The sequence below is a fragment of the Amycolatopsis mongoliensis genome (genome assembly GCF_030285665.1).
Taxonomy (GTDB): domain Bacteria; phylum Actinomycetota; class Actinomycetes; order Mycobacteriales; family Pseudonocardiaceae; genus Amycolatopsis; species Amycolatopsis mongoliensis.
In genome coordinates this window covers 10,507,417-10,533,420 of record NZ_CP127295.1, presented here as the reverse complement: position 1 = coordinate 10,533,420, position 26,004 = coordinate 10,507,417, and the positions used below count along the sequence as shown (strand labels likewise).

Below are 26,004 nucleotides of genomic sequence, written 5' to 3'. Positions count from 1 at the left end.
CTTCCTACGCCGTGCTGGCCAGCGCGAACGGCAGCACCGCGGGCGCCCCGGCCCGCCGCAGCAGGCGCGCGGCCAGCGTCATCGTCCAGCCGGTGTCGATGACGTCGTCCACCAGCAGAATCGGCCCCGACGGCAAAGTCCCGGCCAGATCCGACGGCATGCTCAGCCGTTTCCACAGGTCGGCCAGCCGTTGCGCGCTGTTCGCCTGGCGCGGGGGCGGGCCGTCCGCGTCGAGCGCCCCGAGGAAGTCCAGCTTCCCGATCTCGGCCAGCCGGGTCGCCAGGCTGTAGACGAGCCGCGGCCGCGTTTCCGAGGGCACCGCCACCACCGCCACCGGCCGCTCCGCCCACTGCCACCCGGCGAGCACCTGGACGCAGGCCTTGAACACCGAATCGGGGACGTCGGTGTCCTGCGCGGCGGGCCCGACGAGTTCTCGCAGCCGGTTGCCCCAGCCGACGTCGGTGAGCCGCCCGAGCACCTGGCCCGGCTCGGCCTGGTCGTCGGCGCTGATCCGGCCCGAGACCGGGACGTCCAAAGAGGACATCCCGGTGGGCCACTGCTTCCGGGGCGCGACCTCGACGCCCGGCCGCTGCAGCCTTTCCCGGGTCGCTTCGGCGACGTCGTCGGCCACCGTCGTGTCCCAGTGGTTGCCGGTGCAGTTGTCGCACCGGCCGCACGGCGCCGCTTCGGGGTCGTCGAGCTGGCGCCGCAGGTACTCCATCCGGCAGCCGTCGGTCCCCAGGTAGCCGAGCATCGCGTCCTGCTCGCGTTCCCGGGCTTCCGCGACCCGCCGGTACCGCCCGCGGTCGTACTCCCAGTCTTCGCCCGTGCTCGTCCAGCCGCCCTTCACGCGCCGCACCGCGCCGTCGACGTCCAGGACCTTGAGCACCATTTCCAGCCGGGACCGGGAAAGCTCCACCGACGGCTCGAGTGCGGCCGTCGAAAGGGGACGGTCGGCGTAGGAAAGCGTGTTCAGCACCTGGGTCACCCGCAGCTCGTCGGGGAAGGCGAGCGACCCGAAGTACGCCCAGATCGCGCGGTCCTCTTCGCCCGGCAGCAGCACGACCTCGGCGCGCTCCACGCCACGTCCGGCACGGCCGACCTGCTGGTAGTACGCGATCGGCGACGACGGCGCGCCGAGGTGCACGACGAACCCGAGGTCCGGCTTGTCGAACCCCATGCCCAGCGCGGACGTCGCGACCAGGGCCTTGACGCGGTTGCCGAGCAGGTCGTCCTCGGCCGCCTGCCGGTCGGCCGGGTCGGTCTTGCCGGTGTAGGCCGCCACCGGGTAACCGCGGTCCTTCAGCAGCGACGCGACGTCGTGCGCCGCCGCCACCGTCAGCGTGTAGATGATTCCCGAGCCGGGCAGCTCGGCCAGGTGCTCGGCGAGCCAGGCCAGCCGCGCCTGCGACGTCGGCAGCCGGCACACCGACAACCGCAGGCTCTCGCGGTCGAGGCTGCCGCGCAGCACGAGCGTGTCGGTGCCCGTGCCGAGGCCCAGCTGCTCGGCGACGTCGGTGACGACGCGGTCGTTCGCCGTGGCCGTGGTCGCCAGCACCGGCACGCCGTCGGGCAGGTCGCCCAGCAGCGTGCGCAGCCGCCGGTAGTCCGGCCGGAAGTCGTGCCCCCAGTCGGAGATGCAGTGCGCCTCGTCGACCACCAGCAGCCCGGTGCTCGCGGTCAGTTTCGGCAGCACGTTGTCGCGGAAGTCCGGGTTGTTCAGCCGTTCGGGGCTGACCAGCAGGACGTCGATCTCGCCGGCCGCGACCGAGGCCTGGACCTGGTCCCACTCCTGGGGGTTCGCGGAGTTCATGGTCGCCGCGTGGATCCCGGCGCGGGCCGCGGCCGAGATCTGGTTGCGCATCAGGGCGAGCAGGGGCGAGACGATGACCGTCGGCCCGCTGCCCTGTTCCCGCAGCAGGGCCGTGGCCAGGAAGTACACCGCCGACTTGCCCCAGCCGGTGCGCTGCACGACCAGCGCGCGACGCCGCTGCGCGACCAGGGCCTCGATGGCGGTCCACTGGTCTTCGCGCAGCTTCGCCGAATCGCCGGCCAGGGCCCGGAGGAGGGTCTCGGCGCGGTCGCGGAGTGCTGGGGTGGTGCTGGTCGTGTCCACGCCCCACGTCTACCCCATGGCACCGACGAACCGGGAATCGGCGGCGGCGCGAACGGACCGTTCGTGTCGAATACGGGTGGTTATGTGATCTGAATCACATTCGTTGCCCGGGTCGGGCGAGGTGGTGAACAGCACCCGACGTACCGCGCGCGCGATGTATAGGCTCCCGAGTCATGTCACCACGGCGGATCGGGGTCATGGGCGGCACGTTCGACCCCGTGCACCACGGCCACCTCGTCGCGGCCAGCGAGGTCCAGTCCCGGTTCGGGCTCGACGAAGTGATCTTCGTCCCCACCGGCCAGCCCTGGCAGAAGACCAGCCGTAAGGTGACCAGGGCCGAGGACCGCTACCTGATGACGGTCATCGCGACCGCGTCCAACCCGGTCTTCTCGGTCAGCCGCGTCGACATCGACCGCGGCGGCCAGACCTACACCGTCGACACCCTGCGCGACCTCCACGCCGAGTACCCCGACGACCAGCTCTACTTCATCACCGGCGCCGACGCGCTCGAGCAGATCCTCACCTGGCACAAGGCCGACGAGCTGTTCGACTTCGCCCATTTCATCGGGGTCACGCGGCCCGGCTACCGGCTCAATTCGCACCACCTGCCCAGTGGCAAGGTGAGCCTCGTCGAGGTCACCGCGATGGCGATCTCCTCGACCGGCTGCCGCGACCGCGTCGAACGCGGGGAGCCGGTCTGGTACCTCGTTCCCGACGGCGTCGTCCGCTACATCGCGAAGAAGGATCTCTACCGGAAGCGCGACTGAAGCGCCCCTGGTCGCGGCGGGTACCCTTCTCGGGCGAACCCGATCTGTGAAGGAGCACCGTGGCAGCCACGTCCGAGGCACGAGAGCTGGCCGTAGCGGCCGCACACGCGGCGGCGGACAAGAAGGCCAGCGACGTAGTCGTGCTGGACGTGTCCGAGCAGCTCGTCATCACCGACGCCTTCGTCATCGCCTCCGCGTCCAACGAGCGCCTGGTCGGCGCGATCGTCGACAACGTCGAAGAGAAGCTGCGGGAGAGCGGGCACAAGCCGGTCCGCCGCGAAGGCGCCCGCGAGGGCCGCTGGGTCCTGCTGGACTACGTCGACGTCGTGGTGCACGTCCAGCACGTCGAGGAGCGCACGTTCTACGGCCTCGAAAGGCTGTGGAAGGACTGCCCGCGCATCGAGGTGGCCGGTCTCGAGGAGTCGACCGCCGACGAGGACCCGGACGTCCCGTGAGCCCGCGGCGGCTCGTGCTCTGGCGCCACGGCGAGACGGACTACAACGCCGCCGGGCGGATGCAGGGGCACCTCGACTCGGCGCTGACCCCGGTCGGCTGGAACCAGGCCCGGTTCGCGGTCCCCGCGCTGGCCCGGTTCTCCCCGGACCTCGTCATCGCGTCCGACCTGCGCCGCGCCACCGACACGGCCACCGTGCTCACCGACGCGATCGGCGTCCCGCTGCGGATCGACAAGCGCCTGCGCGAGACGCACCTTGGCGAGTGGCAGGGGCTCACCGGCGCGGAGGTCGACGAGGCCTACCCCGGTGAGCGCGACCGCTGGCGCAAGGACGCGACCTGGGCGCCGCCCGGCGGGGAGAACCGCCTCGACGTCGCCGACCGCGCGAGCGAGGTGGTCACCGACCTGCAGCAGGCCAACTCCTCGGTGGGCGACACCGTGCTGCTGGCCGCGCACGGCGGGCTGATCACCGCGCTCACCGCGCGGCTGGTGAACCTGCCGGTGGAGATCTGGCCGTCGCTCGGCGGGATCTCGAACTGCCACTGGGTCGAGCTGGGCCTGCGCGATGGGAAGTGGCGGCTGCACGCCTACAACGCGGGGATGCACGGCTAGCCGATGGGGCCGCGCCTGCTCGTGTTCGGCGATTCGCTGAGCTTCCACGGTCCCGAAGGACCCTGCGCCGCGGACGAGCCGCGGCTGTGGCCCAACGTGGCGGCTGCCGCGTTGGGCGGCACCGCCGACCTGGTCGCCGGGATCGGCTGGACGGCGCGGGACGCCTGGTGGTCGCTGACCGGCGACCCGCGTGTCTGGGCCGACCTCCACCACGTCGACGCGGTCGTGCTGGCGGTCGGCAGCATGGACACGCTGCCCTCGCCGCTGCCGACCTACCTGCGCACCGGACTCAAGTACCTGCGGCCCGACCCGGTGCGTCGCGTGGTCCGCAAGTACTACCTCGCCGCGCAGCCTCGGCTTTCCGTCGCGTTCCGCGGCCGGCCCACGGTGCTGCCGGCGAAGCTCACCGTGCAGTACCTCGACACCGCCGTGGGCGCGCTGCGCGTCCTGCGGCCCGAGCTGCCGATCTTCGGCATGCTGCCGTCGGTGCACCGGGCTGCGGCCTACGGCAACGTGCACACCGCGCGCCCCGCCGCGGCGGCCGCGATGGCGGCGTGGAGCGCGCGGGCGGGGGTTCCGTTGCTGGACCTCGAAGCCGTCGTCGGGGAGCACGTCCTCAGCGGCGCGGGCAACCCCGACGGCATGCACTGGGGCTGGCCGGGGCACGCCGCGGTGGGCGAGGCGATGTCCGTGTTGATGGCGCCGGTGCTGGCCCCCGGCCACGTAGGCTGACGGCGTGTCGGTCGCCGTAGTCACGGATTCCACCGCCCACCTGCCGGAGGGCTTCGCCGAACGGCACGCGGTCCGGGTGGTGCCGCTGCACGTCCTGGTCGACGGCGTGGTCTCCCTCGACGGCGTCGAGACCGGGCCGGCGGCGGTCGCCGAAGCGATGGGCCAGCGCAAGATCGTCACGACGTCCCGGCCGACACCCACGGAGTTCGTCAAGGAGTACCGCGCGGCGCTCGCCGACGGCGCCGACTCGATCGTTTCGGTGCACCTCTCGCGCGAGCTGTCGGGCACCTGGGAAGCCGCGGTGCTGGCGGCGCAGGAGGTCGGGCCGGACCGGGTCCGCGTGGTCGACTCGCGCACCACCGCGATGGGGCTCGGGTTCGCCGCCCTGCACGCCGCCGCCGCGGCGGCCGCCGGAGCGGACGCGGCCGAGGTCGAAGCCGCCGCGGTGACCGCGGCCGGCTGCTCGTCGACGCTGTTCGTCGTGGAGACGCTCGACCACCTGCGCCGCGGCGGCCGGATCGGCCCGGCGGCGGCGCTGCTCGGCACGGCGCTGGCGGTGAAGCCGGTGCTGCACATGTCCGAAGGCCGGATCCTGCCGCTGGAGAAGGTCCGCACCATGAACCGGGCGCTCGCGCGGCTGGTCGAGCTCGCCGCCCAAGCCGCGCGGGACGACGACGTCGAGCTGGCCGTCCACCACCTCGCGTCGCCGGAACGGGCGGTCGAGCTGGCGAACCGGCTGGAAGAGGCCGTGCCCCGGTCGGCGGGTTGCGTGGTCTCCGAGCTGGGCGCGGTGATCGGGGCGCACACCGGGCCCGGGGTGCTCGGGGTGGTCGTCCAGCGGACGGTTCCGCTCCGCGGCTAGTGTCGCGCGTTGCAAGGTGTTTGCCGTTCGGGGCGGCTGGAACCTGCACCATGAGAGCCCGACTCGTGCAGCCCCTCCCGCGACGCAGTGAATGACTCATTCACCTCGTCCGGCGACATGAATGACTCATTCATGTCGCCGGACCAGCCGCCGCGACCCTCGGCAGATCCAGGTCCGATGCACCCGACGCCACTTCGGCGCGCAGGGCCGGGCCGCTGTCGGCGAACCTCAGATGCGCGACACCAGCCGCCGGCGCGCCGAACCCTCCAGCATGCCACCCGGGTACGACGGAAACGGCCGTTCCCGGCCCGTGCGGGGTGGATCCGTCCACATCACCCCGGTTGTCCACAGGACGCGGCGGCACCCCTGTCGGACGCCTCCCCGCGAGCCCTAACGTCGATCGTGTGTTCGAGCAGCCCGCCCGGGATCCGGGCCCTCCCGTCAACGACCGGCTCGCCTGGCTGGCCGACCAGCTCTCGCCCGACGCGAGCACGGTCGGGCCCGGCGGCCGGCTGGTCCGGCGCTGGCTGCCGGGCGGACCGGCCGGTGCCGGCCGCCGCCGGTGGGCGTTCGCCGGTGTCCTCGTTTCCGTCGTGGTGATCGTCCTCGGCTCGGTCGCGCTCTTCGGCGGCCCGCCGACCCCCGAGCCACCGCCCGCCTTGCCGAGCGCGAAACCGGCGAGCGAGGCCTCGGCCCGGGCCACACCCCAGTCCGGCCTCGTCGTCAGCGTGATCGGCCGCGTCCGGTCACCCGGCCTGGTCACCGTGGTCCAGGGCGCCCGCGTCGCGGACGTGCTGCGGGCCGCGGGCGGCGCCGATCCCGGCGCGGACCTGAGCGCGCTGAACCTCGCCCGCCGGGTGACCGACGGGGAGCAGCTGGCGGTCGGGATCCCGGCGCCCGCCGCCGCGGCGGCCGGAGCGGCGGCGGGCGCCGAGGTCGATCTCAACTCGGCGAGTACCGACCAGCTGGACACGCTGCCCGGCGTCGGCGAGGTGACGGCCCAGCGGATCGTCCAGTGGCGCACCGAGCACGGCGGCTTCACGAAGGTCGAGCAGCTGCGCGACGTCCCGGGCATCGGGGAAAGCAAGTTCGAGAAGCTGCGAGAGCAGGTGACGGTCGGATGAGCACCCTTCCCGCGACCGACACCCGGCAGGACATGCGGCTGGTCCCGGCGGCGCTCGCGTGCTGGCTCGCCGCACTCGGCGGCCTGCTGTTGGGTTGGTGGACGGCCGTCGCCGCCGGGCTCGCCTCGGCGGTGCTCGCCGGACTGGTGCTCTGGCGGGCGCGTGGGCGTCCCCGGTTGCTCGGCGTGGCAGCGGCCCTGCTGGTGCTGGGACTCGTCGCCGCGGGCCCGGTCGCCTGGCGGATCCGGGACGCGCAGCGTGACGATCTTCGTGCGGCCTCGGCCGACGGGCTCCCCGCGTCGATGCGGGTCGTCGTCGCCGAGCGCCCGAAGCCCGTGCGCAGCGCGGGGTATGCCGATCAGCAGGCCGGAGCCCGGTCGGTGGTGCTGACGGCCGAGGTCCGCACGGCGTCGGTCGACGGCAGGCCGGTCACGTCGTCCGGACGCGTGCTGCTGCTGGCGCCGGTCGCGCACTGGGGTTCGCTGCTGCCGGGCCAGGACGTGACGGCGACCGGTTTGCTGATGCCGCCGCGCGGCTCGGACCTGACGGCCGCGGTGTTGTCCGTGCGCGGCCCGCCGGGGGAGCCCGGGCCGGCGCCGTGGTGGCAGCGGACCGCGGCCGGGCTGCGCGCCGGACTCCACGACCTGTGCCAGGTCCTGCCGGACGAACCCGCCGGCCTGCTGCCGGGTCTGGTCCTGGGCGACACGAGCGGGTTGTCGCCGCGGGTCGAGCAGGAGTTCGTCACCGCCGGGCTCACCCACCTGACGGCGGTCAGCGGGGGAAACCTCGCCGTCGCGTGCGGCGCGGTCCTGCTCCTGCTGCGTCTGCTGCGGCTCGGGCCGCGGCTGTCGGCGGTGGCCGCGGGCGCGTGCCTGGCCGGGTTCCTCGTCCTGGTCGGCCCGGAGCCGAGCGTGCTGCGGGCCGGGGTGATGGCGGGGGTCGCGCTGCTGGCCCTGGCATTGGGCCGGCGAGGCTCGGCGTTGCCCGCGCTGGCGTTCGCGGTGTGCGTGCTCGTGGTGACGGATCCGGCGATGGCGACGGACTTCGGGTTCGCGCTGTCGGTGTTCGCCACGGCCGGGCTGGTCCTGATCGCGCCCCGCTGGGCCGCCGCGCTGGCTCGTCGCGGTGTCCCGCCGGGGTTCGCCGAAGGGCTGGCGATCCCGGCGGCCGCCTTCCTGGTGACGGCGCCGGTCCTCGCGGGCATGGCGGGTTCGGTGAGCCTGGTTTCGGTGCTGACCAACGTCCTCGCCGCGCCCGTGGTGGCTCCGGCGACGGTGCTCGGCGTGCTGGCGACGGTGATCGGCGCCTGGTGGCCGGGCGCCGGGAAGCTCCTGGTGCACCTGGCCGACCCGGAGGCGCGGTGGCTGATCACCGTGGCGCGCCACGGCGCGCGGGCCCCCGGTGCGGTCGTCGCGTGGCCCGGCGGCTGGACGGGCGGGCTGCTCGCCGCGGCTGTGCTCGGGGTGCTGGTGCTGGCCGCCCGGCACCGGCGCGTGCGGCTGGTGATGGCGGTGCTGGTCGTCGGCGTACTGCTGGTGTTCGTGCCGGTCCGGGTGTTCGCACCGGCATGGCCACCGCGGGACTGGGCGATGGTCGAGTGCGACGTCGGGCAGGGTGACGCGGTCGTGCTGGCGACGGCCGAGCCGGGCCGGGCGGTCGTCGTGGACACCGGACCCGAGCCGGGGCCGGTGGACGAGTGCCTGCACCGGCTGGCGGTCGACCGGATCCCGCTGCTGGTGCTGAGCCACCTGCACGCCGACCACATCGGCGGGCTGGCGTCGGTCTTCGACGGCCGGGCGGTCGGCGGGATCGCCGTCGGCCCGGGGCGGGCGCCGGAGTGGGCGTGGCGCCAGGTCGCGGAGGAGGCAAGGCAGCAGGGGGTGCCGCTGGTGGAGCTGAATCCGGGGGAGCGGCTGGCGTGGGCCGGGCTGTCGCTCGACGTGCTCGGCCCGCGCTACGTACCGGCTCGCTCGGCCGGGCAGCAGGACGGCACGACGATCAACAACAGTTCGGTGGTCCTGCGAGCGCAGACGCCGGCCGGCCGGGTGCTCCTGACCGGCGACGTCGAGCTGGCGGCACAGGCGGATCTCTTGGCGGACATCGGAAATCTGAAGGCGGAGGTGCTGAAAGTGCCCCATCACGGCTCGCGCTACTCGCTGCCGTCGTTCCTCGCGGCAGTGGCGCCGAGGGTGGCGTTGGTCAGCGTCGGCGCGGGAAACACCTACGGGCACCCCAGTAAGTCCACAATGGACACTCTGGCGGCGCTGGGTGCCCTGGTCACCCGAACCGACCTGGACGGCGACACCGCGGTGGTCGGCGACCCGGCAGGCCCGACGGTAGCGCGCCGGGGCGAGCCGCGTGGCCCGCCGAAGCGCTGAAGGCCGGGGCGGGCGGCAGAGCCCGCCCCGGCGGTGGAGGTCAGTAGCCGAGCGCCTCGTTCACGGCCTTGGCGGACGGCGGCACGGTCGCCTTCGGGCCGACGTGGTTCTCGATCGCGTCGAGGGTCTTGAGGCCGTCACCGGTGATCAGGAGCACCGTCTCGGCGTCCGGGTCCAGTTTGCCCGTCTCGACCAGCTTCTTCGCCGTCGCGACGGTGACCCCGCCCGCGGTCTCGGTGAAGATGCCCTCGGTGCGGGCGAGCAACCGGATGCCTTCGACGACCTCTTCGTCGCTGACGTCCTCGATCGCGCCGCCGGTGCGGTTGACGATGTCGAGCACGTACGGGCCGTCGGCCGGGTTGCCGATCGCCAGCGAGCGGGCGATCGTGTCCGGCTTGACCGGCTGGACCACGTCCTGGCCGGCGCGGAACGCGGCCGACACCGGCGAGCAGCCGGTGGCCTGAGCGCCGAACACCTTGTACGGGCTGGCGTCCACGAGACCGAGCTGGCCCAGCTCGCGGAAACCCTTGTCCACCTTGGTCAGCTGCGAACCGGAGGCGATCGGCACGACGACCTGCGGCGGGATGCGCCAGCCGAGCTGCTCGGCGACCTCGAAGGCCAGCGTCTTCGAGCCTTCGGAGTAGTACGGCCGGACGTTCACGTTCACGAACGCCCACTTCGGGTGCTCACCGGCGAGCTCGGTGGCGAGGCGGTTGACGTCGTCGTAGTTGCCGTCGACGGCGATCAGGTCGCCGTCGTAGACCGCGGTGGTGAGGATCTTGGCGCGCTCGAGGGTCTTCGGGATCAGCACGACCGACCGCCAGCCCGCGCGGGCCGCGGCGGCGGCCGTCGCGTTGGCCAGGTTGCCGGTCGACGGACACGCGAGCACCTCGAACCCGAACTCGCGGGCCGCGGCCAGCGCGACGGCGACGACGCGGTCCTTGAACGAGTGCGTCGGGTTGCCGGTGTCGTCCTTGACCCACACGCGCTTGAGGCCGAGCTCCTTGGCGAGGCGGTCGGCGCGGATCAGCCGGGTGGCGCCGGGCTCGGTGTTCGGGATCTCCTCGACATTGGACGGAACCGGGAGGAGCTTCTTGTAGCGCCAGATGTTCTTGGGGCCGGCCTCGATGTCTTCGCGGCGGACGCGGCCGAAGTCGTAGGCGACTTCGAGCGGCGAGAAGTCCTCGGCGGAGACGAACTCGGGGGCGAGCGGCTGCCGGTGTCCCTCTTCCTTCGACACCAGTTCGACGGCCGGACCGAGATCCGGGGTCTTCGTGGTGGAGGTCGTTCCGAGGGTGGCGGTCATCGCGAGGTTCCTTTCCTCATCTGCCCCGCCGAAGCGGGCCGGAATTGGCACCGTGGTCGTCAGCTACCCCGCGATCGCGGGATGACGGGCTGTACGCCGGTTGCCGGGGCTTCGTCGGGCCGTTCCCTCTGCCCCTCTGGATGAGCGGTATTCGATTGTCGGCGCGCGCTCGCCGGATGATCCGGGGCGGCTGCCTCGGCTACACCGTACGACATGGCGCTCACGCCGTGCCACGCCGGCCGCTCGACATCACCGGAGCGGGCGCACGACACCGCAAGTGAGAGGATCCTTCCGTGACCGCGCAAGCCACCGCCCCGGCCCCGCTGCTCCTGGTCCTGGGCGAGGAAGAACTGCTGATCGAGCGCGCCGTCCGCGAGGCGCTCGCCGCGGCCCGGGCGATCGACGCCACGGCCGAGCTGACCCGGGTCCGGGTGTCGGATCTCACAGCCCCCGAGCTGGCCGAACTCGTCAGCCCGTCGCTGTTCAGCGAAGGCCGCGTGATCGTCCTGGAGTCGGCGCAGGACATCTCGCAGGAACTGGCCGACGCCGTGGCTTCCTACCTGAAGGACCCGGCGGACGGCATCGTGCTGGTCGTCGTGCACACCGGCGGCGGCCGCAGCAAGGCGGGCAAGACGCTCCCGGCGGTGTTGAAGAAGGCGGGCGCCGAGGTCACCGAGTGCCCGAAGCTGACCAAGCCGGCCGAGCGCGAGCAGTTCGTGCGGCACGAGGTGCGCCGGGCGGGCGGCAAGATCGACCCCGCGGGGGTGGCCGCGCTGATCGACGCCGTGGGCTCCGACCTGCGAGAACTCTCGTCTGCGGCGACGCAGCTGGTGGCGGACGCCGGCGGGACCGTCGACGCCGAAGCGGTCCGCCGCTACCACCGCGGCCGCGCGGACGTCACCGGGTTCGCGGTCGCGGAGAAGGCCGTGAGCGGCGACCGCTCGGCGGCGCTGGAGTCGCTGCGCTGGGCGATGCAGCTGGGCGTCCCGCACGTCCTGGTCGCGGACGCGCTGGCCGACGCGGTCCGCACGATCGCCCGGGTCTCGGGTGCGGGCCGGGGCAACCCGAACCAGCTGGCCGGCGAGCTGGGCATGCCGCCGTGGAAGATCCGCAAGGCCCAGGGCCAGTCCCGGGGCTGGAACCAGGACGGCCTCGCGACCGCGATGCGGGTCGTGGCGAGGCTGAACGCCGAGGTCAAGGGCGTGGCGGCCGACCCGGGCTACGCATTGGAACGTGCGGTCCTCCAGGTGGCGGCCGCCAAGGGCGACCGCTGACCCGGGCATGAAGAAAGCCCCGGCCGAAGCCGGGGCTTTCCCAGAAATCAACCAGCTCAGAGCGCGTTGACGCGCTTCGCCAGCGCCGACTTCTTGTTGGCGGCCTGGTTGGCGTGCAGAACGCCCTTCGAGACGGCCTTGTCCAGCTTCTGGGCGGCGTCGCGCTGCAGCTCGACGGCCTTGGCCTTGTCGCCGGCCTCGGCGGCTTCGCGGACCTTGCGGATCGCGGTCTTCACCGAGGACCGGATCGCCTGGTTGCGCTGACGCGCCTTCTCGTTCGTCGTGATGCGCTTGATCTGCGACTTGATGTTGGCCATAGGGCAACTCCTGTTTCACTCGGTGAGATTCGCCGCCGCGCTCGAGTGGCCCCGCTCGCGAGAGCGGGCTTCCTCCATGACGGAATGCCGCACGGCAACGAGCGACAACCTTAACAGCCGGGCTCGCGGCGGCCTCCGGCGGGACCTGCGCCGTCTCGATCACCAGGAGTACGGTGGGCGGCGGTAGTGCCTAGGGTTCCGTCGCCGGTCCGCGCACCCAGCACCGCACAACCAGGACCGGCGGGACTGGTCCGAGCGGCACCGTCGGCGGGCCCGGACGGCCGGCCGTTCATCTGACGGGGCAAAAGCCTGGAGGACCCGGTTTTCGCGCGCGCGAAAACCCGAAGGGTCCCATGAACGCCACCGCCCTGTCCTTCGTCCTCGTCGCCGCCGTCGTGCACGCCGCGTGGAACCTGGCCGCGAAGCGGATCTCCTCCGGCGGCACCCAGTTCGTCTGGCTCTATTACACGGCTTCCGCGGTCGTGCTCCTGCCGGTGACGGTCGTGCTGCTGGTCGTCGAGCCGCAGCGTCCACAGTGGAGCTGGCTGGTGGCCGCGGTGGTGACGTCGGTGCTGCACATCGCCTACGGCATCGTGCTGCAACGCGGGTACCGCGTCGGCGACCTCTCCGTCGTCTACCCCGTCGCGCGGGGCACCGGGCCGCTGCTGTCGGTGCTGGCCGCCGTCCTCGTGCTCGGCGAACGCCCCGGCTGGCTCGGGCTGCTCGGCGCCTTCCTGGTCATCGCCGGGGTGCTGGTGATCAGCACGGGCCGCAAGACGGGTGACCCGCATGCGGTCAAGGCCGGCATCCGCTACGGCCTCCTGACCGGTGCCGTCATCGCCGGCTACACCCTCTGGGACGCGCACTCGGTGACCGGCCTGGGCGTGCCACCCGTCGTCTACTTCGGCCTCGGCTCGGTCCTGCAGAGCGTGCTGCTCGCCCCCGGTGCCCTGGCCGGCCGCGCCGAGGTGACGCGGATCTGGCGTGAGCAACGCCGCGAGGTGCTGGTCGTCGGGCTGCTTTCGCCGATCGCCTACATCCTCGTGCTGTTCGCCCTCACGATGGCGCCGGTCAGCCTGGTCGCGCCCGCCCGGGAGCTGAGCATCGTGCTCGGCGGCCTCGCCGCCTGGCTGGTGCTGGGCGAGCGCGACGCCGTGCGGCGGCTCGCGGGGTCGGTGATCGTCCTGTCCGGGATCGCCGCGATTGCGGCCGCCTGAGCGCGTCCGGTAGGGATGGTCGGATGGAAGTCCTGAAGAGCCGGCTGCTGATCCGCCCGCGCGACGTCGACGCGACGACGGCGTTCTACCGCGACACCCTCGGCCTGGCCGTGGAGCGTGAGTTCCCCGGCGGCACGGTGTTCTTCCTCGGCCACGGCTCCCTGGAGGTCTCCGGCCGGGGCGAGACGGGCTCGTCGCCCGATCTGGTGCTCTGGATGCAGGTCCGGGACCTCGCCGGCACCCTGGCCGAGCTGAAGGCGAAGGGCCTGGAGCCGGTGCGGGACGGGCAGCGCGAGCCCTGGGGCCTCGACGAGGCCTGGATCGCCGACCCGGACGGCACGCGGATCGTGCTGGTCGAGGTGCCCGAGGGCCACCCGATCCGCACGGACACCCGCTAGGCGGGCTTGACGGCCCGCAGCTGCGCGGCCAGCGCGGCGAAGCCGGGCGGGTCCCAGGTCCAGGTCTGCAGGTCGGCGAAGCCCGCTTCGGCGGCTTCGTCGGCCAGGACGTGCCTGCTCACGGGCAGCCACTTCTCGTGCGCGGACAGCAGCAGGCGCCCGCCGGGGCGCAGCACCCGGACCAGCTCGGCGAACCCGGCCGCGCGATCGTCCCAGAGCATCACGTTGTTGACGGTCAGGACGACGTCGATGGACCCGTCGGGCTCGCCGGTGTGCGCCGCCGACCCCTCGCGCAGCTCGGCGCGGTCGCCGCAGCGCTCGTGGCAGAGGCCGAGCATCTCGGGGGAGGGATCGACGCCGATGGTGCGCCCGGCCAGCCGCGCGGCGGCGTCCAGGCCGACGCCGGGGCCGGGACCGACGACCAGGACGGTCTCGTCCGGTTCGATCCGGGCCAGGTCGACGATGCGCTGCTCGGTGGCGGCGTTGCCCCGCGCCATCACCCAGCCGCCGAGGCGCCCGAGCGCTCCCGAAGGGTGACCGAAGGCACGGTCGAGGACGCGGCCGAAGCCGCCTGGATCCGGCTGGGGAGGGGGTGCCGGCTGGTGCGAAGTGCTCATACTTCGAGGGCACCACGGATCCCGGGAGCCCGCATCGGGGATGACCCCCACCCGCACCCGGAGCGCCATGGGAGCATAGAGGTGGCCATCCCCGACTTTCCGAGGACTCATTCGAGTGACGACGTTCGCCGACACCACCTTCACGCCTCCGGAGCTCATCCGGAACTTCTGCATCATCGCGCACATCGACCACGGCAAGTCCACCCTGGCCGACCGCATGTTGCAGCTCACCGGCGTCGTGGAAGAGCGGGCCATGCGCGCTCAGTACCTCGACCGGATGGACATCGAGCGCGAGCGCGGGATCACGATCAAGGCGCAGAACGTCCGGCTGCCCTGGCAGGTCGACGGGCAGGACCACGTCCTGCACATGATCGACACCCCCGGCCACGTCGACTTCACCTACGAGGTGTCGCGGGCGCTGGAGGCGTGCGAAGGCGCGGTCCTGCTGGTCGACGCCGCGCAGGGGATCGAGGCCCAGACGCTGGCCAACCTGTACCTCGCGCTGGAGAACAACCTCCAGATCATCCCGGTGCTCAACAAGATCGACCTGCCCTCGGCCGACCCGGACAAGTACGCGGGTGAGCTGGCCCACATCATCGGCTGCGAGCCGGAAGACGTCCTGCGGGTCTCGGCCAAGACCGGCATGGGCGTCGGCGAGCTGCTCGACGAGGTCGTCAAGCAGGTCCCGGCACCGCAGGGCGACGCCGACGCGCCGGCCCGCGCGATGATCTTCGACTCGGTCTACGACACCTACCGCGGCGTCGTGACCTACATCCGCGTCGTCGACGGCAAGATCACGCCGCGCGAGAAGATCAAGATGATGTCCACCGGTGCCACGCACGAGCTGCTGGAGGTCGGCATCATCTCGCCGGAACCCAAGCCCAGCAAGGGGCTCGGCGTCGGCGAGGTCGGCTACCTGATCACCGGCGTGAAGGACGTCCGGCAGTCCAAGGTCGGCGACACCGTGACGTCCGAGCGCCACGGCGCGAAGGAAGCGCTGGCGGGCTACCGCGAGCCGAAGCCGATGGTCTACTCCGGACTGTATCCGGTGGACGGCTCCGACTACCCCGAGCTGCGCGAGGCACTGGACAAGCTCCAGCTCAACGACGCGGCGCTCGACTACGAGCCGGAGACGTCGGTGGCGCTGGGCTTCGGCTTCCGCTGCGGCTTCCTCGGCCTGCTGCACCTGGAGATCACGCGCGACCGGCTCGAGCGCGAGTTCGGCCTCGACCTGATCTCGACGGCGCCGAACGTCATCTACCGCGTGGTGCTCGAAGACCGCAGCGAGGTCGTCGTGACGAACCCGTCCGACTGGCCGACCGGGCTGAAGATCGCCGAGGTGCACGAGCCGGTGTCGAAGGTCAGCATCCTCGCGCCGTCGGAGTTCGTGGGCACGATCATGGAGCTGTGCCAGACGAAGCGCGGCACGCTGCTCGGCATGGACTACCTGTCCGAGGACCGCGTCGAGCTGCGCTACAACATCCCGCTGGCGGAAATCATCTTCGACTTCTTCGACACGCTGAAGTCGCGGACGCGCGGTTACGCGTCGCTGGACTACGAAGAAGCCGGCGACCAGGTCGCCGACCTGGTCAAGGTGGACATCCTGTTGCAGGGCGAAACCGTGGACGCGTTCTCGGCGATCGTGCACAAGGACGCGGCGTACGGCTACGGCAACCGGATGGCGACGCGGCTGCGCGAGCTCATCCCGCGCCAGCAGTTCGAGGTCCCGATCCAGGCGGCGGTCGGTTCGCGGATCATCGCCCGCGAAACGATCCGCGCGATCCGCAAGGACGTTCTGGCCAAGTGCTACGGCGGTGACATTTCGCGGAAGCGCAAGCTGCTGGAGAAGCAGAAGGAAGGCAAGAAGCGGATGAAGACCGTGGGCCGGGTCGAGGTTCCGCAGGAGGCCTTCGTCGCCGCACTGTCCACTGAGGACTCAGGCAAGAACAAGAAGTAAGTGTCGCAGTGATGTGACAGTGGCGCCCATATTCACGCCTCCGCGTGAATGTGGGCGCCGAACCCGTGTTCGATGCGGTTTCTGTCGGTGCCCTCTGGTGTGCTCTGGTGCGAAGAGCGAAAGGAGAGCACCATGACGGTCATGGCAGACATCGAGCCTCCCGCCGATTCGGGCTCCCTGACGGTGCACGACCTCGGGGGGATGCCGTATGACAGCCGACGTTACGAGCTCATCGACGGCGTGCTCCTGGTGACCCCTGCTCCGGGAAGACGACACCAGACGATCGCGGTATGGCTCTGGAGAACGCTCGTCGACTCTTGCCCGCCTGAGTTCGACGTAGTCGTCGCGCCGTTCGCGGTGCATCACGGTGACAAGATCGAGCTGCAGCCGGACGTCGTGGTCGGCCGGGACGAAGACTTCACCGACAAGGACCTCCCGGTACCGCCGGTTCTCGCGGTCGAAGTGCTGTCGCCGAGCACGGCGATCCATGACCTCAACACCAAGAAGGCGGTCTACGAGCGGCTCGGCACTCCCAGCTACTGGGTGATCGATCCGGTCGAGCCCGCGCTCACCGTGTTCGAGCTGGACGAAGACGGCCACTACCAGCAGGTCGGCAAGGCGGCCGGTGACGAACCGTTCGAGGCTGAGCGGCCGTTCCCGGTGCGGATCGTGCCGAAGGAGCTGCTGGGTCGACTCGGCTGACCGCCGCTCAGCGGATGCGGGGCGTGCCGCGGAGCTGGGCGTGCAGCTGCCGGTGGCGCAGCTCCTTCCGGACCCGGTCGACCACCGCGTCGAACAGCGCAGGGTCGAGGATGGCCGTTTGCTCGAACTGCCGTCGCTGCGGTGGCGCCGGCGCGAGCCGGCCGCGGGGTGTGTAGCGCTGCACCGAGCTCTCGACGCCTTCGCCGGTCACCAGGTCGACCCAGAGCGCGTCGCGCAGGTAGCCGTCGCCGAAGCGGGCCGATCGGCGCGTGGAGATGTCGGCGATCTGCGACCACGGGACCAGCCGTGTGCTGAGCGTGCCCGCGGGCACGCGGAGGCCGTCCTCGCCGAAGGTGAGATCCTGCAGGCCCTCGAGGCCGCGCTTGAGCCTGAGGGCGCGAGAGACGCGGAACGCCACGACGGCGAGGAGCACGGTCGCCGCGTAGGCGCCGCCGACCAGCCACGGCGGGAGGCCGCGCACCAGGCCGGTGGCGAGAGCCGCGCCGAAGCCGGCGTCGGCGACGAGAAGGACGCCGATCAGCACCTTGACCGGCGTGGTGACGCGGGTGGGGGACTCGGGCAACGGTACGACTCCTGGGGCGGGGCGGGTCAGGGGTTGCCGATTATCCGGTCGGCGGTCACGAACACCGCGACCCGCCGCTCTTCGGCCATCACGCGGTCGTACTCGTCCCAGTCGTCGTGGGTGCCGGTGGCGGCGATGAAGACGTCGCGCAGGAGCTTCGGCAGGCCCGCGGCATCGAAGGCGGGGTCGCGGTCGTCCGGTCCGATGAGGTGCGTGGCGCCGGTGACGGAGGCCCAGTTCCAGCCGCGGCGGAAGGTCACGGTGGCGTGCCCGGCCCGCCGCAGCAGTTCGAGCTTGTGCGCTCGCCCGACGGCGACGTACGCGACACCCGGGGCCCCGGTCACCGGGTCCGCCAAGACGCCGGCGTTGACGACGGAGGAGTGGACGGTGCCGTCGGCCCGGGTCGTGGCGACGGTGGCCAGGCCGTTCTCCTGCAGTGACAGGCTGCGCACCTGCTCGAGATCAACGCTCATGCCCCAAACCTAGCCCGCCGGGGTCGCCGGGTGGTCCGGTTTCACCGGGTGCAGTGCGGTGCTGACCGTCCGCACAGCCGGAGCCGGGCCCACCGCGTGGCGGGCCCGGCGACCGGCTCAGCAGGCGCCGTTGTCGGTCCACACTCCCCACTGGCCCGTCGTGCCCGGCTCCTCGCCCTGCGTCCACCACTGCGCCGTCCACTTGTGACCGTTGTGCGACACCACGTTCCCGCCCGTGTACACCTGCGAGGCGCTCCAAGCCGGGTCCGTGCACGTGCCGGGGTTCGTCGTCCCGCCCGGGTCCCACGAAACCTGCGACGACCGGTAGAAGGTGATTCCCTGCGCGACCCAGCGCGGGGCCTGCGCGCCCAAGCGGGTCCGGAACGCCGTCCAGTCGTGCGTCGACCAGGGTGACCAGCCCAGTTCGGCATGCGCGGCCAGCCGCGGGAACGCCAGGTAGTCGATGTCCGACGGCGTCACCACCGTTTCCGTCCACATCGGTGACTCCACCCCGCGGACCGCGGACTCGCCGACCCCCGACAGGTACGACCCCGGGTTCCAGCCGTACGCGTCCTGGACCTCGATGTACCCGGCCCACGACAGGCCGATCGGGGTCGAGCTGTTGTACTTCATGTCCAGGTACGCCTTGTTCGCCGGCGACAGGATCACCTTGCTGCCGCGCGAAACCGCCGTCGACACCCCCGAGTCCGAAGTGGAAGTCCCCCAGAACTGCGGGCTGGCCGAAGCCGGCAGGGAAGCCTTCGCGATGTCGTGCCAGCCCACCACCGACTTGCCCGTGGCCGCCACCAGGGGGAGCACCTTGTTCACGAACGTCACGTAGTCCGCCGCCGACGTCGACTGGGCTTCGTCGCCGCCGATGTGGATGTACGGGCCCGGGGTCAGGGCCGCCAGTTCGCGCAGGACGTCGGCGATGAACGTGTACGTGATGTCCTTCGAGATGCACAGCGAGCTGTAGCCGACCGCCGTGTCGGTGCGCAGAGCAGGCGCGACCCCATTGCAGTTCAGCTCCGCGTACGACGCCAGCGCCGCGTTCACGTGGCCCGGCATGTCGATCTCCGGGATGACCGTGATGTGCCGCGAAGCCGCGTAGTTCACGATGTCCGTGTACTGCGCCTTCGTGTAGTAGCCGCCCGCGCCGCCGCCGACCTGCGTGCTGCCGCCGTACGTCGTCAGGCGGGGCCAGCTGTCGATCTGGATGCGCCAGCCCTGGTCGTCGGCCAGGTGCAGGTGCAGGTTGTTGATCTTGTACTGGGCGAGCTCGTCGATGTACCGCTTCACCGTCGACACCGGGTGGAAGTGCCGGGCGACGTCGAGCATCGCGCCGCGGTAGCCGAAGCGCGGGTAGTCCACGATCGTCGCGCCCGGGACGGTCCACGGGCCCGTCTGAAGCGAAGGGCTTTCAATGCGGCCCGGCAGCAGTTGCCGCAGCGTCTGGACGCCGGCGAAGAGCCCGTCGGCCGTCTGGGCGCGCACGGTGACCGAGGACGCCGTCGACACGAGCTGGTAGCCCTGCGCGCCGACGGAGGCGGGCGCGCCGCTCAGCAGCAGCGCGATGCTGTCGGACGGCACGGACGCCGGGGCGTCGGACACCGGCAGCGCGAAGCCGGTCGACGGCCGCAGCACGCCGGCCAGGTAGGTGCCGACGTCCTTGGCCGGCGCCGAGCCGGCCTCGGTGACGATCTTCGTCGTCGAAACCAGCGGGAAGGCGACTCCGGCCGCCGGGGTCACCGAAGCCGGCACGGGCACGATCGACTGCAGCGCCGGCGTCGCCGCCGCGGCCGGGGTGAGCTGGGCGGCGGTCGTACTGGCGCCGATCAAAGCCAGCACGGCGAGCGCGCGGCCGAGCCGCCGCGCGAAGGGAGTCTTCACCGGGACCTCCTGGCGGGAAGGGCGCGACATCGCCGTCGCGCCTGCCCGGATCGTCGCATTTCCGCCCGTGATGGTCTAGACCAGAGTGGGTGGTTAAGCTCGCGCCGTGACGCGGGATTTCGAGCCGGGATCGCCGTTCGCGCTGCTTTCGGGCGACGAGACGGCCGTCTGGTACGCGTACATGAAGGTGCATCTCCGGCTGGAGTACGAGCTGAACCGGCAGTTGCGCGAGGACAGCGGTCTCTCGCTCGCCGACTACCACGTGCTGGTCGCCCTGACGAGCGAGCCCGGCGGCCGGATGCGGATCACCGGCCTCGCGATCCGGATCGGCTGGGAGCGCAGCCGGCTCTCGCACCACCTGAAGCGGATGCGTGAGCGCGGTCTGGTGGAAACCGGTGCCAACTCCGAGGACCGCCGGGTCGTCGACGTGGTGCTGTCCGAGGCCGGCTGGGCGGCGCTGCGCCGAGCCGCACCGGACCACGTCGAGTTCGTGCGCAGGGCTTTCCTGGACGCGCTCGAGCCCGGCGAGATGCCTCGGCTGGCCGCTTCGCTCGAGCGCGTCTACGACGCGCTGGTCGAGCACGGCAGCCTTCCCCGGCCGAACGACCACCCCTGACCCCGGTTGCGTGACATTTCACGTAATATGGCGGCCGGTCCGCTCGAGAAAAGGGGTGCGCGATGGCGACGGTGGCCGAGCTGATGGAAGCCAACCTGCTCCAGGTCTTCAACGAACGTGACGAGGGCCGCCGCGCGAAGGCGATCGCCGCGACCTATGCGGCCGACGTCACGTTCGCCGATCCCGAAGGGGTGGCGGCCGGGCACGACGAGCTGGACGCCAAGGCCAAGGGCCTGCTGGACCAGTCGCCGGGATTCGTGTTCTCCGCGGCCGGCCCGGTGCTGGTCAACCACGACCTGGGCCACCTGGCCTGGGCTTTCGGCCCGGAGGGCGCGCCGCCGGTCGTGCGCGGGATCGACGTCGCCCTCGTCGAGGACGGACGCATCAAGAAGCTCTACACCATGCTGCTGCCGGACTGAGACCGTTAGGGTCGGGGCATGTTCGACGAGCTGACGTTCCCCGTCATCGCCGCCCCGATGGCGGGCGGGCCGACCACGCCCGAGCTGGTCGCCGCGGTCACCGAGGCCGGCGGCTTCGGCTTCCTCTCGGCCGGCATGCTCACGCCCGCGGCGCTCGCCGCGCAGTTCGACCGCACGCGGGAGCTGACCGGCCGAGAGTTCGGCGTCAACCTGTTCGTCCCGCAGCCCGACACCGGCGCCGACGTCTCCGCGCACCGCGAGCGCCTGCAGGCCTTCGCCCGCGAGTACGACGTCGAACTCGGCGAAGCGAAGTGGGACGACGACGCGTACCCCGCGAAGCTGGACGTCGTGCTCGAAAAGCGCGTTCCCGTGGTGTCGTTCACCTTCGGGCCGCCTTCGCCGTCGGACGTGCTGCGGCTGAAGGAGGCCGGCAGCACGGTCGTCGTCACCGTGACCACCCCGGAGGCCGCGCGGCGGGCCGCGGACCTCGGCGCCGACGCCCTCGTCCTCCAGGGCTTCGAAGCGGGCGGGCACCGCTCCCTGTTCACCGACGACGCGAACCTGCCCGGCGGCGGCGCCGAGTACGGCGTCCTCGCGTTGCTGCGGCTCGTCGCCGCCCGCGTCGACCTGCCGCTGATCGCGGCCGGGGGCCTGGTGCACGGCGCGGACGTCGCCGCCGTGCTCGCCGCCGGAGCCGTCGCCGCCCAGCTGGGCACGGTCTTCCTGCGCGCCGACGAAGCCGGGACCTCCGAGGCCCACCGCAAGGCGCTGGCGCTCGCCGAGCGCGAGACGGCGTTCACACGCGCCTTCAGCGGCCGCCCGGCGCGCGGGCTGGTCAACAAGTTCATGGACGCGCTGTCCGAGGGCGCGCCCGCGGCCTACCCGCAGCTCAACCACCTCGCGGGCCCGGTGCGCAAGGCGTCGGCGAAGGCCGGCGACCCGGAGGCGATCTCGCTGTGGGCCGGCCAGACCTATCCGCTCGCCTACGACGCGTCGGCCGCGGTCATCCTCGAACGGCTGAAGGTCGAGGCGCGCGACGCCGCCGCCCGCCTCGACCGGCTCCGTTAGTGTCGCGCGTTGCTGCGCCCGTGAGAGCCCCGGCCCGTGCAGGCTCCGGCCGCGATGCAGTGAATGACCCATTCACCTCGTCCGGCGACATGAATGACTCATTCATGTCGCCGGACCAGGGCCGGGCCGGTGTCGACGACCCTCAGCCGCGCGCCACTAGTCCGTCTTCTCGACCTGGACGCCGGTGCGGTTCAGCAGCGAGTGCCGCCGGCTGTAGAGGAAGTAGATGACCATGCCGATGGCGAACCAGACGGCGAACCGGATCCAGGTCGCCGGCTGCAGGAACGTGATCAGCCAGATCGAGAACACGACGCCGATCGCGGGGACCACCGGCATGCCCGGCGTCTTGAACGTCCGCGGCAGGTTCGGCTGCTTGTAGCGCAGCACGATCACCGCGACGCACACGACGACGAACGCGAGCAGGATGCCGATGTTCGTCAGCTCCGCGGCCTCGCCGATCGGCAGCACCCCGGCGATGATCGCGGACGCGCCACCCAGGATCCACGTCATCCGGCTCGGCACCTGGCGCTTCTGGTTCGTCTTGCCGAACCACGCCGGGAGCAGGCCGTCGCGGCTCATCGAGTAGCCGACGCGGGTGGCGCCCATCAGGAACGTGAACAGCACGGTGAGGATGCCGACGATGGCGCCGATCGCGATCACCGTGGCCAGCCCGGAGAGGCCGACCGACTTGAACGCCGTCGAGAAGCCGCTCTTCGGGTCGATCTCGGTGTACTTCTGCATGCCGGTCAGCACCAGGCAGGCCAGCACGTACAGCACCATCGAAATGGCCAGCGAGTAGAGGATCGCCTTGGGCATGTGCCGCTGCGCGTCCTTGGACTCCTCGGCCGCGGTCGACATCGCGTCGTAGCCGAAGACGGCGAAGAACACCGTGGCCGCGCCGGTCACCGCGCCGCCGAAGCCGGCCGGGGCGAAGGGCGTGTAGTTGCCCGTCTTGACGTAGAAGAAGCCGACCAGGATGACCACCAGCACGATCAGGACCTTGATCCCGACCATCACCGTCTCGACCCGGGCGGCGCTGCGGATGCCGCGGTTGAGCAGGTATGCGATCAGCAGGCACAGCAGCGCGGCGAACAGGTCGACCTTGTGGCCCGGCCCGGTGCCGGGCGCGCCGAGCATCCAGGCGGGCAGGTCGAGGCCGAGCTGGCCGAGCAGGAAGCTGAAGTAGCCGGAGATGCCGATCGCCACCACCGAGACGATCGCCGTGTACTCCAGCAGCAGGTCCCAGCCGATGAACCAGCCGACGACCTCGCCGAGCACCGCGTACCCGTACGTGTAGGCCGAACCGGCCTTGGGGATCAGGCCGGCGAACTCGGCGTAGGAGAACGCGGCCGCGGCGCTCGCGACGCCGGCGATGAGGAACGAGATCAGCACGGCCGGGCCGACGCCGGCGATGCCGGCCGAGTCGTCGCCGTGCGCGACGCTGCCGGCGAGGGCGAAGATCCCGGCGCCGATGATGCCGCCGATGCCGATGGCGGTCAGCTGCCACAGGCCCAGGGTGCGTTTCAGGCCACCGCTTTCCGAAGTGTCCTGGATCTGGTCGATCGGCTTGCGCCGGAAGATGCCGGAGCTGGAACCCAAGCCTCCTGGAGCGGACGTCATCGTCTCCCGAACGTCGCGGTGGACGGGCCCGGATCACGGACCCAACGCGGGAACCTACCGCCAACTCCGCGCGGGTACAGCCTGAGCGCGTCAGCCCGCCGCGGTGTCCTCGCTCACGGTCTCCGACGCCGTCGCCGCGGCCCGCTTGGCCTGGGTGGTCCGGACCGCGCTCGCCGCGAAGTAGGTGAGCAGCTCCGAGATCTCCACCGGGTCGTCCAGCTGCGGGCAGTGCCCCCAGTCCTCGCGGACCAGCAGCCTGCTGTGCGGCACCAGCGTGTGCAGCTGACGCCCGGACGCGGCGGTGACGAGCTTGTCCTTGCCGCACGCGACGACCAGCAGCGGCACCTTCACCGACTCGAGCCGGTAGGCGTCGGCCAGCTCCGCGACGAGCTGCCGGGCCTGCTCCAGCCGGCTCTTGGTCGCACGGTAGTCCGGGAAGAGCGCGGTGAAGCGCTGCACCTGCAGCGCGTCGGCCGCGGCGGAGTCGGCGTAGAGCAGCCGCGGGACGACCTGCTCGGCGACCTTGCGCACCAGGAAGCCCGGCACCGGGACCGGCAGCGCCGAGTACAGCCGCAGCGGCAGCGGGTAGCGCGCGACGGTCCGGATCAGCCACGAGTCGACGAAGCCGGGCGCGGCGATCGAGACGACGCCGGAGATCGGCAGGCGGCCGTTCTGCGCCGCGCGCAGGCTCATGGTGCCGCCGAGGGAGTTGCCGGCCAGCACGACCGAGCCGAGCACGGCCTGCTCGCGGACGACGGCGGTGGCGAACGCGTCGAGCTGGGGCAGCATCGGGCCGGGTCGCAGTGGCTGCGCGTCCCCGAACCCGGGCAGATCGACCGCGACGGCGGGGATCCCGGCGGCCGCGAGCTGCTCCAGGGCGGGGCGCCAGGTGTCGGCGCTGTCGCAGTAGCCGTGCAGCAGCACCAGGCGCGGCGCGCTCGGCCGGACGTGGGGCGTGGCCGCGCGGCGGCGCAGCGAGCGACGGGGGAGTTCCGGGTCCGGGGTGAGGTCTCCGACCTCCAGGACGCGGGTGCGGACGCCGGCGTAACGCCGGAAGGAGACCCGGATCGGGTCCGGGTCGCTGCTGGACCGGCCGCCCGGTCCAGCCGAGGCGGGCCGCTTCGTTGCGGTCATGACTACAGATTAGCTTGCGGGCATTGGGTTTTGGTCGATTTTAGGTGCTAACGACCAGATCTCGAACTGAGTACGTTAGAGATTCACCAGATGGCGAGCCGGGCGGAACAAGGTGATCCGCCCAGCTCAGCGGCCCTCTAGCGGGTGAAGACGATCTTGCCGGCGGTGTCGCCGTCGAGCATCGCCCGGAACCCCTTAGGGGCCTCGGTGAAGGGCAGTTCGGCGCCGATCTGGGGTCGCACCCCGGTCAGGTCGAGGTAGGCGAGCAGGTCCGTGAGCTCGTCGCGGGTGCCCATGGTCGACCCGGCGACGCGCAGCTGGAGGAAGAACACGCGCTGCAGCTCCGCGTTCGCGTCGGGGCCGCTGGTCGAGCCGGAGACCACGATGATCCCGCCCGGTTTGAGCGATTTGACCGAATGTGACCAGGTCGCCTTGCCGACGGTCTCGAACACGGCGTCGACGCGCTCGGGCAGCCGGGCGCCCGATTCGAACGTCTGGTGGGCGCCGAGGCTCGAAGCGAGCGCGCGCTTCTCCTCGCTGCGGCCGGTCACCCAGACCCGGAACCCGGCCGCGCGGCCGAGCTGCACCAGCGCCGTCGAGACGCCGCCGGAGGCGCCCTGCACCAGCATCGTCTGGCCCGGCCGCAGCCCCGACTTCACGAAGAGCATCCGGTAGGCGGTCAGCCACGCCGTGCCCATCGTGGCGGCCTCGGCGAAGCTGAGCGCGGCGGGCTTCGGGACGACGTTGCGGGCCGGCACGACGACCTGGTCGGCGAAGGTGCCCTGGTGCTTCTCGGTGAGCAGCGTCCGCTTCGGGTCGAGGGTGTCGTCGCCCTGCCAGCCCGGCGCGTTGATCACGGAGTGGAGCACGACCTCGGAGCCGTCGTCGAGGGTCCCGGCGCCGTCGCAGCCGAGGATCATCGGGAACTGCTCGGGCTTGATCCCCACACCCCGCAGCGTCCAGAGGTCGTGCATGTTGAGGCTGGCCGCCTTGACGTGCACGCGGACCCAGCCGTCCGGCACATCGGGTTCGGGTCGCTCGCCGACGACGAGCGAGTCCAGGGGGCTGTCGGCGTTGGGTTCCTGCGCGTACACGGCGAACATGTCCTGCAACGTACCGCCCCTGGCACGCGGGGGCAGCAGAGCGCGCGTAGGCTCACACCGTGTTCAACGGGCTTGCCGACTGGTGGGACGGGGTCGAGCTGTGGCTCGCCCAGGCCTGGTTCCCGGTCCAGTTCGTGCTGGTCATGGTGGTCGTCGTGCCGCTGTGCCTGGCCGCCGCGTGGGTTCTCGACAAGCTCGTCGGGCTGTTCGCCCGCCGGCTCGCGCCCGGGCGTGACGACGACCGCTCCGACACCCCGTCCTAGGC

At 71.8% G+C, this 26,004-nt stretch carries 26 protein-coding genes and 1 riboswitch; of the genes, 16 read left to right on the top strand and 10 right to left on the bottom strand.

The features are described 5' to 3' along the window. Nucleotides 1-4: 4 nt before the first annotated feature. Nucleotides 5-2,116, bottom strand: coding sequence for a RecQ family ATP-dependent DNA helicase (locus QRX60_RS50160; RefSeq protein WP_285998509.1), 2,112 nt, complete (start codon nucleotides 2,114-2,116; stop codon nucleotides 5-7). A 197-nt stretch (nucleotides 2,117-2,313) separates the two neighbouring features. Between QRX60_RS50160 and nadD the strand changes: the two genes are divergently transcribed. The 7 genes from nadD (at nucleotide 2,314) to QRX60_RS50125 (ending at nucleotide 9,045) form a co-directional block, all read left to right on the top strand. Further along, a complete protein-coding gene (gene nadD / locus QRX60_RS50155; protein ID WP_408630300.1) occupies nucleotides 2,314-2,883 on the top strand; it encodes a nicotinate-nucleotide adenylyltransferase in 570 nt (189 codons plus the stop codon). Between the two features lie 59 nt (nucleotides 2,884-2,942). Further along, on the top strand, nucleotides 2,943-3,338 hold the full coding sequence (gene rsfS, locus QRX60_RS50150; RefSeq protein ID WP_285998507.1) for a ribosome silencing factor: 396 nt from the start codon (nucleotides 2,943-2,945) through the stop codon (nucleotides 3,336-3,338). Further along, nucleotides 3,335-3,949 carry a histidine phosphatase family protein gene (locus tag QRX60_RS50145; protein WP_285998506.1) on the top strand — a complete coding sequence of 205 codons (615 nt, stop codon included), beginning with the start codon at nucleotides 3,335-3,337 and terminating at the stop codon, nucleotides 3,947-3,949. Before rsfS ends, QRX60_RS50145 begins: the two co-directional genes overlap by 4 nt. A 3-nt stretch (nucleotides 3,950-3,952) precedes the next feature. Continuing rightward, nucleotides 3,953-4,681 (top strand): diglucosylglycerate octanoyltransferase, encoded by a 729-nt coding sequence (gene octT / locus QRX60_RS50140; RefSeq protein WP_285998505.1) that lies wholly within the window; start codon nucleotides 3,953-3,955, stop codon nucleotides 4,679-4,681. Nucleotides 4,682-4,685: 4 nt separating this feature from the next. Next, on the top strand, nucleotides 4,686-5,543 hold the full coding sequence (locus QRX60_RS50135) for a DegV family protein (protein WP_285998504.1): 858 nt from the start codon (nucleotides 4,686-4,688) through the stop codon (nucleotides 5,541-5,543). Between the two features lie 404 nt (nucleotides 5,544-5,947). Beyond that, nucleotides 5,948-6,667: a ComEA family DNA-binding protein gene (locus QRX60_RS50130; RefSeq protein ID WP_285998503.1), complete on the top strand. Its 720-nt coding sequence runs from the start codon at nucleotides 5,948-5,950 to the stop codon at nucleotides 6,665-6,667. Further along, entirely contained in the window at nucleotides 6,664-9,045 is a 2,382-nt protein-coding gene (locus QRX60_RS50125; RefSeq protein ID WP_285998502.1) for a ComEC/Rec2 family competence protein, read from the top strand. The genes QRX60_RS50130 and QRX60_RS50125 overlap by 4 nt, the downstream gene beginning before the upstream one ends. Nucleotides 9,046-9,085: 40 nt before the next feature. Here the strand turns inward: QRX60_RS50125 and thrC are convergent, their stop codons facing one another. Next, nucleotides 9,086-10,351, bottom strand: coding sequence for a threonine synthase (gene thrC / locus QRX60_RS50120; protein ID WP_285998501.1), 1,266 nt, complete (start codon nucleotides 10,349-10,351; stop codon nucleotides 9,086-9,088). A gap of 13 nt (nucleotides 10,352-10,364) precedes the next feature. Continuing rightward, nucleotides 10,365-10,498: riboswitch (SAM riboswitch) on the bottom strand. A 146-nt stretch (nucleotides 10,499-10,644) separates the two neighbouring features. Here thrC and holA point away from each other — a divergent pair. Further along, a complete protein-coding gene (gene holA / locus QRX60_RS50115) occupies nucleotides 10,645-11,625 on the top strand; it encodes a DNA polymerase III subunit delta (RefSeq protein WP_285998500.1) in 981 nt (326 codons plus the stop codon). A 56-nt stretch (nucleotides 11,626-11,681) separates the two neighbouring features. On the opposite strand, the gene rpsT is transcribed toward holA, so the two are convergent. Next, nucleotides 11,682-11,942: a 30S ribosomal protein S20 gene (gene rpsT / locus QRX60_RS50110; RefSeq protein ID WP_285998499.1), complete on the bottom strand. Its 261-nt coding sequence runs from the start codon at nucleotides 11,940-11,942 to the stop codon at nucleotides 11,682-11,684. Nucleotides 11,943-12,295: 353 nt separating this feature from the next. On the opposite strand from rpsT, the gene QRX60_RS50105 reads away from it, so the two are divergent. Both QRX60_RS50105 and QRX60_RS50100 read left to right on the top strand, forming a co-directional pair. Then, nucleotides 12,296-13,159, top strand: coding sequence for a DMT family transporter (locus tag QRX60_RS50105; protein WP_285998498.1), 864 nt, complete (start codon nucleotides 12,296-12,298; stop codon nucleotides 13,157-13,159). Nucleotides 13,160-13,182: 23 nt separating this feature from the next. Continuing rightward, complete coding sequence (locus QRX60_RS50100) at nucleotides 13,183-13,557, top strand: VOC family protein (protein WP_285998497.1); 375 nt, start codon at nucleotides 13,183-13,185, stop codon at nucleotides 13,555-13,557. Here the strand turns inward: QRX60_RS50100 and QRX60_RS50095 are convergent. Beyond that, complete coding sequence (locus QRX60_RS50095) at nucleotides 13,554-14,174, bottom strand: class I SAM-dependent methyltransferase (protein ID WP_285998496.1); 621 nt, start codon at nucleotides 14,172-14,174, stop codon at nucleotides 13,554-13,556. The genes QRX60_RS50100 and QRX60_RS50095 overlap by 4 nt on opposite strands. 115 nt (nucleotides 14,175-14,289) lie before the next feature. Between QRX60_RS50095 and lepA the strand changes: the two genes are divergently transcribed. Both lepA and QRX60_RS50085 read left to right on the top strand, forming a co-directional pair. Further along, nucleotides 14,290-16,131: a translation elongation factor 4 gene (lepA, locus tag QRX60_RS50090; RefSeq protein ID WP_285998495.1), complete on the top strand. Its 1,842-nt coding sequence runs from the start codon at nucleotides 14,290-14,292 to the stop codon at nucleotides 16,129-16,131. Nucleotides 16,132-16,263: 132 nt separating this feature from the next. After that, on the top strand, nucleotides 16,264-16,833 hold the full coding sequence (locus tag QRX60_RS50085) for a Uma2 family endonuclease (protein WP_286003868.1): 570 nt from the start codon (nucleotides 16,264-16,266) through the stop codon (nucleotides 16,831-16,833). A gap of 7 nt (nucleotides 16,834-16,840) precedes the next feature. Here the strand turns inward: QRX60_RS50085 and QRX60_RS50080 are convergent, their stop codons facing one another. The 3 genes from QRX60_RS50080 to QRX60_RS50070 all read right to left on the bottom strand — a co-directional run bounded on the left by QRX60_RS50080 (nucleotide 16,841) and on the right by QRX60_RS50070 (nucleotide 19,809). Further along, nucleotides 16,841-17,416 carry a PH domain-containing protein gene (locus QRX60_RS50080; RefSeq protein WP_285998494.1) on the bottom strand — a complete coding sequence of 192 codons (576 nt, stop codon included), beginning with the start codon at nucleotides 17,414-17,416 and terminating at the stop codon, nucleotides 16,841-16,843. Nucleotides 17,417-17,442: 26 nt separating this feature from the next. Further along, nucleotides 17,443-17,889 (bottom strand): pyridoxamine 5'-phosphate oxidase family protein, encoded by a 447-nt coding sequence (locus QRX60_RS50075; protein ID WP_285998493.1) that lies wholly within the window; start codon nucleotides 17,887-17,889, stop codon nucleotides 17,443-17,445. Between the two features lie 117 nt (nucleotides 17,890-18,006). Further along, the gene (locus QRX60_RS50070; protein WP_285998492.1) at nucleotides 18,007-19,809 is read right to left on the bottom strand and encodes a family 20 glycosylhydrolase; all 1,803 of its coding nucleotides are present in this window, start codon (nucleotides 19,807-19,809) and stop codon (nucleotides 18,007-18,009) included. Between the two features lie 76 nt (nucleotides 19,810-19,885). Here QRX60_RS50070 and QRX60_RS50065 point away from each other — a divergent pair, with 76 nt between their 5' ends. The 3 genes from QRX60_RS50065 (at nucleotide 19,886) to QRX60_RS50055 (ending at nucleotide 21,882) form a co-directional block, all read left to right on the top strand. Then, on the top strand, nucleotides 19,886-20,395 hold the full coding sequence (locus QRX60_RS50065) for a MarR family winged helix-turn-helix transcriptional regulator (protein WP_285998491.1): 510 nt from the start codon (nucleotides 19,886-19,888) through the stop codon (nucleotides 20,393-20,395). A gap of 62 nt (nucleotides 20,396-20,457) precedes the next feature. After that, nucleotides 20,458-20,814, top strand: coding sequence for a nuclear transport factor 2 family protein (locus QRX60_RS50060; RefSeq protein ID WP_285998490.1), 357 nt, complete (start codon nucleotides 20,458-20,460; stop codon nucleotides 20,812-20,814). Between the two features lie 18 nt (nucleotides 20,815-20,832). Further along, nucleotides 20,833-21,882 (top strand): nitronate monooxygenase, encoded by a 1,050-nt coding sequence (locus QRX60_RS50055; protein WP_285998489.1) that lies wholly within the window; start codon nucleotides 20,833-20,835, stop codon nucleotides 21,880-21,882. A gap of 156 nt (nucleotides 21,883-22,038) precedes the next feature. Here the strand turns inward: QRX60_RS50055 and QRX60_RS50050 are convergent, their stop codons facing one another. From QRX60_RS50050 to QRX60_RS50040, 3 genes are all read right to left on the bottom strand, one after another. Further along, a complete protein-coding gene (locus tag QRX60_RS50050) occupies nucleotides 22,039-23,502 on the bottom strand; it encodes an amino acid permease (protein ID WP_285998488.1) in 1,464 nt (487 codons plus the stop codon). A gap of 90 nt (nucleotides 23,503-23,592) precedes the next feature. Continuing rightward, entirely contained in the window at nucleotides 23,593-24,636 is a 1,044-nt protein-coding gene (locus QRX60_RS50045; protein ID WP_285998487.1) for an alpha/beta fold hydrolase, read from the bottom strand. A 137-nt stretch (nucleotides 24,637-24,773) separates the two neighbouring features. Beyond that, complete coding sequence (locus QRX60_RS50040; RefSeq protein ID WP_285998486.1) at nucleotides 24,774-25,739, bottom strand: quinone oxidoreductase family protein; 966 nt, start codon at nucleotides 25,737-25,739, stop codon at nucleotides 24,774-24,776. 59 nt (nucleotides 25,740-25,798) lie between these two features. Between QRX60_RS50040 and QRX60_RS50035 the strand changes: the two genes are divergently transcribed. Further along, the gene (locus tag QRX60_RS50035) at nucleotides 25,799-26,002 is read left to right on the top strand and encodes a hypothetical protein (protein ID WP_086676857.1); all 204 of its coding nucleotides are present in this window, start codon (nucleotides 25,799-25,801) and stop codon (nucleotides 26,000-26,002) included. The last annotated feature ends 2 nt before the right edge of the window (nucleotides 26,003-26,004 follow it).